Source organism: bacterium, assembly GCA_035529855.1.
In the GTDB taxonomy this organism is placed as follows: Bacteria; RBG-13-66-14; B26-G2; order WVWN01; family WVWN01; genus WVWN01.
Genome location: DATKVX010000035.1, coordinates 1 through 7897, shown reverse-complemented (window position 1 = coordinate 7897; position 7897 = coordinate 1). Strand labels below are relative to the sequence as shown.

Genomic DNA, 7897 nt, shown 5'->3' with positions numbered 1-7897 from the left:
CAGATTTACAGTCTGCCCCCGTTGGCCGCTTGGGTACCTCCCCGGCTTTCTCTAGCCGGCGGCGGGGTTCGAACCCGCGACCTGCTGATTACAAATCAGCTGCTCTGGCCGCTGAGCTACGCCGGCGCGTCGACGGGTATTATATATTATAAGGCCGCGGCCGTCAAGCGACGCGTGAAAATATTTTATACGTCATTCGGATAGGGCCGCCTGGCGCGCGTACAGAGGGCGAAAATTATAGCGGCCGGGGTTTGAGACCGGCGGAACGGCGTATCCCCGGTTGAATTATTTTACTTGACTAAAATACGGCGTTATTTAATATTGGTTTCTGAGGGGACTTTTACGTTTAAAAGGGCGAACTTCGCAAGGGGGTAGGGCATGCCCGGGACGGAGGAAACGCGTTTGAGAGGAGGGTACGGCGCGCCGCGCGTTGCGAAATACAACCCAGGTTCGGCTAAAGGCCGGCCTGGGTGTTTTTTATTTCTATTTAACCCCAAGCCGTTCTTTGGAAGACGCTCCTTAACGATAAGGAGGTCGGACGATGAAGATGGTTTTAGTTATCGCGGCGGTTTCGGCGGCCGCGGCCCTCGTCGCAGCGGACGTCGGCGCGGGCGTGGGAGGGCCCGGGGGTGTTTTTATTTGACATAGAAACGTATCACGGCTATAATTTAGGTAGGCATTCTTTCCCGCGCTTCGTTCATTTAGCGGCTTGCGGCGAGGTAGATAGAATTAAGCGTTGCGTTCTTTCCGGTTGGGCGCCGCCCGCCCGCGCGTCGCGTAACGGCCTTTTCGACCGGCTCGACGGGATTAAGACATGCGCTAGCCTGGTACCCCGTAAATTTAAAAAATCAGCCATCACGGCCGGTATCACACGCGCCGCCGGGCGTACGGGCGTAGTACGTACGCCCGGGTATTTATTTTACGTTATCCGGCGGGTCGTGAAGAGTCGGGAAACCCGTGCCGCCTTCGTAGCTGGACCGGGTGAAGCGGTTTTTCCGGGTCGTCTACGAAAACCCGACGCAGACGATCGTAGTCCTGCGCGAAAGGTGGGCGGAGGTACCCGACCTCTCGTCCGGGATTTGCAGAGACCTCGTCAAAGTATACGACGTACCGGCGAAGAACCGGTAAATCGGCCCCGGCTTCCGATATTCCGACACGCGTAAGGCGCCGAAGCGGGGCAAGAAACGTAACGCCCACGACCAGGAGAAGAGGTGCGGCCGGCAACTAAAATACAGTGGTTCGACCGCCTGGCGCCCTGGGGCTTTTTCGCCCTGAAGGTCGTCGTATCGGTATACTCCCTCTACGTCTACATGCCGAGGTACTTGCGGCTGACCTACATCGCCGACGGCCCGGCGCGCGGCATCGAGGCGTATAACCTGGCTTTCGGAGAGTTCGGCCTCTTCAAAACCTACCAATTTCTTCCGATGCAGCTCTGGCTCTGGGCGGGCCTCCTCAAAATCTACCCCGACATATATTGGACCGGGACGGCTTTGAACGTCGCTGCCGCGGCCGGCACGACGGCCTTTCTATATCTCCTCGGCCGCGAACTGGCCGGCCCGGCGGCGGGAGCGGCCGCCGCCCTCCTTTTCATATTCTCCCCCGTCCACCATTTCCTGACGCTCTCGGAGGGAATGGCGGAGAGCATTTTCTTCTTCTGGAATGCGGCGGGTATCTATCTGGCGAGCCGGGCGGCGCGGGAAGGCCGCGGCGCCTGGGCTGCGGGGCTCTGCTTCGGCGCGGCGGCTTTGACCCGTTACGAAGGCGCGGCCTTGCTAATTCTGTATTCGGCGTATCGTTTATTCCGGGCCCGGCCGCGGGGCGTCGGCGGGTGGCTTTTATGGGCGGCGCCTATGGCGGTCGTAGCCGTCTTGATGGGCCATAAGGCCACGGTCGCCGCCCACCAAGGGGTTTGGACGGATCTCGCGGGGGTCAAAGCCGATAGCGAGGCAATTCTACCCAACGCCCGGTGGTTCGGCCGGGTATTCTACGGCCTAACGCGCGTGTGGCGGGACGGTAGGGTCTTCGGCCTCCTGGGCGCGGGCGGGGCACTCCTCGTTTGGGCCCGCGGCATCCGAAGGGAAAACCGGCTGCTAATTTGGGGCGGCCTCGTCGCCCTCGCGGTCGGGGTTTTAACGGTATTTGCGATAGTGGGGTTGGGTTTCGGGCCGGAGCGGCATTTCTCGATCGTCCTTATGTTCTTGTTCCCCTTCGCCGGTTTGGCCGTGGTTGAAATGTGGCGGCGGACGCGGGGGCTCGTGCCGAAAATCGCCTTAGCCATATTGTTAATGGCCGCGGCTACTGATTACGCGCGGTTCGACCGCTGTATAAGGAATTACGGTTACGGCGCTCGCGGCCCCTACAACTCGAGCTTAACCGCGGCCGCCGAAGTCGGCCTCGCTTTACGCGATTTGTGGCGCAACGGTGATCTAACACCCACCGAAAACGTGATAATCGAAAGCGGCGAACCGGGGGCGACGGGGGTTTGGCTCTGGGAGGAATACGGGATCCGGGCGTACAGCGACCACCCGCTTAATTTCCGTCGGGTCCACCGGCCGAAGCTCACCTCCGCTTTGCATCGGCTCCTTCCGTTTATGCGGCAAAAAGACGCTCGAATCGCCATAATTACTAGCGATGAAAACCGGCGAAAAATCAGAGGGTACTACGGCACGGTTCTACGGGGATCCGTAGTATACGAGAACCCCTCTCATACGATCGTCGTGACCCGAAACCGGTGGCGCCGTATACCGGACTTCGCCTCCCGCGTAGGCCGCGGCCAGGTTACCGTTTACGACGTCCCCTCCCAAAACTTATGAAAACGCGCTCTGTAAACCGGCGGAACGAGGGTGGCAGGGAGAACGCAACCTCCGCCTCGGCGATCACAACGCGGTCGGGAGAAAGGCGGCGTCGCCGATACAAAAAATAACCGGGTCCAATATTTCAAAGCTACTGGTTCGTTTCTTGGCAAATGGTCCGCCGACCTTTATTATCCGCAAGGCGTAGCGTGCGCACGCAACGGCAACGTTTACGTTACGGAATACCGGAACCACCGCATTCAGTACTTTCGCCCGGGCACGGCTGGGGAGTAGACGCGGGAGCTGGCGCTGCCGGACTACAAGCTCAGTGGCTCGGGCCGTTTTGGAACGTTGGTTCGAATGCCCCCGGGCCCTTTGAAGATTTCGCTTGACTAAAACTCCCCGCTATTTAATATTGGCTCTGGGAGAACGTATACGTAGCCGGGCGCACTTCGCAAGGGGGTTGAGGGTATGCCCGGGTCGGGAGAAATAAATTTAATATGGTACGGCGCCTCGCGCGCCGCGCGGTGCGGAATACTACCCGGGTCCCGCTAAGGGCGCGCCTGGGTTTTTTTACACTTAACCGAAAGGGCCTCTTTTTAAAACGTTCTTTATAACGCAGGAGGTCGAACGTGAAAAAAGTTTTAGTTATCGCGGCGTTTTTCCTCGCCGGCGCCGCCGGCGCGGCGTACGAGTACGCGGGCCAGTGGGGCTCGTTGGGCACGGGCAACGGCCAGTTCAACGGCACGGCCGCCGTCGCCGTAACCGCTAACGGCAAAGTCTACGTCGCCGATACCTGGAACTCCCGCATACAATACTTCACGGCGACGGGGAGATTCCTGGGCAAATGGGGCTCGTTCGGCACGGGCAACGGCCAGTTCAACGCCCCGGGTGGCGTCGCCGTAACCCCTAACGGCAAAGTCTACGTAGGCGATATCAGGAACCACCGCGTCCAATACTTCACCGCCGCGGGGTCCTACCTGGGCCAATGGGGCTCGTACGGCTCGGGCAACGGCCAGTTGGACGGCGCGATAGACGTCGCCGTAACCGCTAACGGCACAGTCTACGTCAGCGATTGGGGTAACTTCCGTATCCAATACTTCACGGCGACGGGCTCCTACCTGGGCCAATGGGGCTCGTACGGCCCGGGCAACGGCCAGTTCCGATATGCCGACGGCGTCACCGTAGCCCCTAACGGAACCGTTTTCGTCGCCGATACCTTCTATAACTACCGCATCCAATACTTCACCTCGAGCGGTTCGTTCCTTGGCAAATGGGGCTCGTGGGGCCACGGCGAAGGCCAATTCTATTGGCCGTACGACGTCGCCGTCGCTCCCTACGGAACCGTTTTCGTCGCCGATACTTATAACCACCGCATCCAATACTTCAAACGCTCGCGGCAAGTCGATATGGAGTTGAGCGAGTCGGGCGAGTCGGGCGTAGTGCCCGCCTCCCTCGGCCGCGTGAAGGCGTTGTTCCGGTAGGGGCGGCCGGCTGGCGACCGGGGCTCCGCCCGGCACTCTTTTGTACCAAACCTCAGGCCGCGCCGCCCTCCCTCGGGAAAGTGAACGCGCTGTTTGAGTAGGGGCGACCGGCTGGTCGCCCGGGCGGACAAGGGGCTTAAGCCCCTTGTCGAACCTTCATGCCTCGCCCGCCTCCTTCGGCCGCGTGAAGGCGTTGTTCCGGTAGGGGCGACCTCGGTTTTGTAGGGGCGACCGGCTACTCGCCCCCGACAAGGGCCTTAAGGCCCTTGCTCCGTAGTAACGCCCGGCGTCGCCGCCGGGCTTTTCGTATTAATAAGGGAAAATGTTTATCGTCATTCGGCCGGCCCCGCCTCGCGCGCGGGCGTGGCTTCTTCTTCCTCCGCGCGGGCGGCTTCCTCGAGCGCTCGAGCCGCGGCCTCCATCTCCGCTCGAGCCGAAGCCTTTATCCCCTCCCGGGCGTACGCGGCCACCACACCCTCGTCGTTCCGCTTCAAATATTCGAAGAGTTGATGCCGGCCGGCCGGATAGTCGCCCGATTTTATTTGGACCTCGCCGAGGACGTAAAGGCCGTAGAGGAAGTCGGCCCGGGCGGCGGCCAGTTCCTCCAGCGCCGCGACCGCCCCCTCCGCGTCGCCGGCCTCCGCCGTCGCCAGCGCGTACGTCAGCGTCACTTCCTCGTCGTCCGGCGCGAGGGAGCGGGCGGTCGCGAGGGAGGCCTCGGCTCGAGCGTAATCGCCGGCCTCGTAATACGTCGCGCCCAGCTCGAAGGCTAAGGCCGGGTCGTCGGGCGCCGCGGCGGAGGCGGCCTTCAACGCCTCGAGCGCGCCGGCGTAATCGCCCCGCACCCGGGCCGCGCGCGCCTCGCGGACCAGCGCGAAGGTCTCGAGTATCTCGCGATGCTTTTTTAGGCTCTCGAGCTGGACCGTTACGCGTTCGCCGGCGTCGAACGGCTCCGCGGCGTCGCGGCCGGCCTCGCGGGCCAGCGTCTTCGTAAGGCGCTCGTCGCCGCCGAAGCGCGCGCTCAGCGCCGCCACCGAGTCGCCCCGCCGGCCTTCGTATACAAAATAACCGGCGGGCCTTTGGGGCCCGCACGCGACCATCAACAACGTCGCCGACAAGGCGATGGCCGTCGCCCGCTTCACCGCGGCGCCTCCACCACCTCGCCCTCCTGCACCGTCAGGATGGCGACGTCTTTGTGCAGCATGCCGTCGGCGCCGCGCAACGTCGTCCGGCCCGATATGCCGGGGAAGTCCGCCACCGCGTCGAGCCGGGCCTTGATTTCGGCGCCGTTCTCCGCGGGGGGGTAGAGGACCGAGCAGATGATTTTCGCGGCGTCGTAGGAGGCGGCGGCCAGGTAGTTGGGGAACTCGGCCGTTTGGCGCCGGTAGCTCGAGACGAACGCGCGGATTTCGGGGTCGGGCGAGTCGCCGTATAAGCCCGCGGTGAAGTACGTTCCCTCGACGTATTTGCCGCCCATATGCACGACGCGGTTTTCGTTCCAACCGTTGGCGCCCAGGACGTAGGCCGAGACGTCCGAGAACGTGAGCTGGGGCAGGATGCGGATGATCTCGTCGTAGTGGCCGGGGATGTAGACGGCGTCGGCGCGGAGCCATTTCAGCTTCTTGGTATAGGGGAAGTAGTTGATCTCGCGCTTGTTCGGCTCGAGGTTCACGTCGATAAGCGGGTATTCCACCGCGCCGACGACTTCGCCCCCCGCCCGGGCGACGGCCTCCGTGAACGCATCTCGCAGGTCGGCGCCGTACGCGTTCGCCGGGTAAAGGACCGCGAAGCGTTTGAGGCCCAGGTTGTTTACGGCGTAGTCGGCGATGTTGGCCGCCTCGACCTCGCGGGTCAGGCCATTAGCGAAGATGTAACCGTTCAGCTGCGCCACCTTGCCGTCGGTGGCCGCGGGACATAGCACCGGGACCTGGTTGGTATGACACAGCGACGCCAGCGCGCGCACGTTGTTGGTGAGCGCGGGCCCCAATATCGCGATGACGCGTTCGGTGTAAATGAGCCGGCGCGCGGCCTCCACCGCGCCCTCTTCGGTGCCGGCCGTGTCCTCGAATACGAACGTAACGGGTTCGTCCGGGCGCGAGCGGTTGTGCTCGGCCGCGGCCAGCTCGACGGCGGCCCGCATCTCCTTGCCGTATACGTCGTATTCGCCCGAGAGCGGCAAGAGCACCCCCACCGCCAGCGGTTCCCGGCCGAGCTTATCGCGCACCGAAGCCAGCAGCTTTTCGGCCTCGCGGCCCTCGTCCAGCTCGGCGTACTGCTCGGCGACGACGTCGAGGAGGACCACCGCCCTTTCGTAGTCCCGGCGGTTTACCTCGTGTTCGGCGAGCTTCAGTAGTGCCTCGGCCGCCTCCGGCGACGCGTGGTAATCCTCCAACCTTTTGCGTAGTTGGGCGGCGGTGAGCGCCTCGTCGGCGATGTTGCCGATGCCGCGCACCGCCCGCTTGTAGTAGCGGCCCTTTTCGCCGAAGGATACGATGCGCAAGAGGCGCTCGAACGCGTGGTGATATTCCCCCATCCGGAAGTACGCCTGCGCCGCCAGGAACGTCGCGTCGTCGAGGTACGGCGAGTCCGCGAACCCCTCCTCGAATTTTTTAAAGGACAGGGCCGCGGCGGCGTATTCCCCCAGCGCGAAGTCGCACATGCCGATGCGGAAGCCGGCGGCGGCGGCGAAAGGCCCGCCCGGGTCGCCCTCCAGGACGTCCCGGTATAGCGGCAGCGCGTTTATGTAATCTTTGCTTTCGTAATAGCGTTCGGCCCGTTTGAAGTCGGCGACGAGGGTCGCGTCGACCGCGGCCGCCGCGGCCGCCGCGGCGAAGCACGATAGGATTAGCGCAATGGCCAGTTTGCTTTTCACGTTAGCACCTGCCTACGTTAGGGAATTTTATCACCGTCGGCGGGCGGTGTCAACAGCGACGGCGCCTGGGGCGGCGCCGCGGCCGGGTACCAAAGGGATATCGTCCGTCGAGGCCGGGCCGTCGCCCTCGGCGGGAGGTTGCCTTGCGGCGAAATGTCCAACGAGCTCCGGTGCGAATAAGGGGGAGGCGCGGCACGTCGGGTTGGCGCCGCAGGGGCGAAAAGGCACGTTTTCGGGAAAGGGGACCCGCTTTACCGAAAACGAAAAAAAATGTTTGACTTTCAAGGGATTTTTTGTTATAAATATCCGCTTACGATATAGTTGCAACCCTGGGGGCCTAACCCCCCAGGAAAAAAGCCAAAACTACACGCGCCCCTATCCGAATTCAAGGAAAATCGGGCGGGATAGGGGTAATACGTAGGTTTTTATCCCTTTACCGTTATGCCGCGCCGGCGGCGGAGGGTACTGTCATGGCCAAGGCGAAGTTTGAGCGGACGAAGCCGCACATGAACGTGGGGACGATCGGGCACGTGGACCACGGGAAGACGACGCTGACGAGCGCGATAACGCGGGTGCTGGCGCACAAGGGCCAGGCGGAGTACATGGATTTCTGGTCCATCGACAAGGCGCCGGAGGAGAAGGAGCGGGGGATAACGATCGCGGTGGCGCACGTGGAATACGAGACGGCGAACCGGCACTACGCGCACATCGACTGTCCGGGGCACGCGGACTACGTGAAGAACATGATC

General features: G+C 62.6%; 6 protein-coding genes and 1 tRNA gene. 4 read left to right on the top strand and 3 right to left on the bottom strand.

The window, feature by feature from the left end; all coding sequences use genetic code 11:
- Positions 1-53 precede the first annotated feature (53 nt).
- Positions 54-126, bottom strand: a tRNA-Thr gene (locus VMX79_03270).
- Between the two features lie 855 nt (positions 127-981).
- Here VMX79_03270 and VMX79_03265 point away from each other — a divergent pair.
- From VMX79_03265 to VMX79_03255, 3 genes are all read left to right on the top strand, one after another.
- The gene (locus VMX79_03265; GenBank protein ID HUV86110.1) at positions 982-1128 is read left to right on the top strand and encodes a hypothetical protein; all 147 of its coding nucleotides are present in this window, start codon (positions 982-984) and stop codon (positions 1126-1128) included.
- Between the two features lie 83 nt (positions 1129-1211).
- The gene (locus VMX79_03260) at positions 1212-2813 is read left to right on the top strand and encodes a glycosyltransferase family 39 protein (protein HUV86109.1); all 1602 of its coding nucleotides are present in this window, start codon (positions 1212-1214) and stop codon (positions 2811-2813) included.
- 611 nt (positions 2814-3424) lie between these two features.
- Positions 3425-4276 (top strand): 6-bladed beta-propeller, encoded by an 852-nt coding sequence (locus VMX79_03255; protein HUV86108.1) that lies wholly within the window; start codon positions 3425-3427, stop codon positions 4274-4276.
- A 332-nt stretch (positions 4277-4608) separates the two neighbouring features.
- Here VMX79_03255 and VMX79_03250 read toward each other — a convergent pair whose 3' ends face one another.
- Both VMX79_03250 and VMX79_03245 read right to left on the bottom strand, forming a co-directional pair.
- Positions 4609-5418, bottom strand: a complete 810-nt coding sequence (locus VMX79_03250) for a tetratricopeptide repeat protein (protein ID HUV86107.1) — start codon at positions 5416-5418, stop codon at positions 4609-4611.
- Positions 5415-7148 carry a penicillin-binding protein activator gene (locus tag VMX79_03245; protein HUV86106.1) on the bottom strand — a complete coding sequence of 578 codons (1734 nt, stop codon included), beginning with the start codon at positions 7146-7148 and terminating at the stop codon, positions 5415-5417. The genes VMX79_03250 and VMX79_03245 overlap by 4 nt, the downstream gene beginning before the upstream one ends.
- A 470-nt stretch (positions 7149-7618) precedes the next feature.
- On the opposite strand from VMX79_03245, the gene VMX79_03240 reads away from it, so the two are divergent.
- Positions 7619-7897 (top strand): GTP-binding protein (locus tag VMX79_03240; protein HUV86105.1); only part of this gene is annotated, 279 nt, incomplete at its 3' end.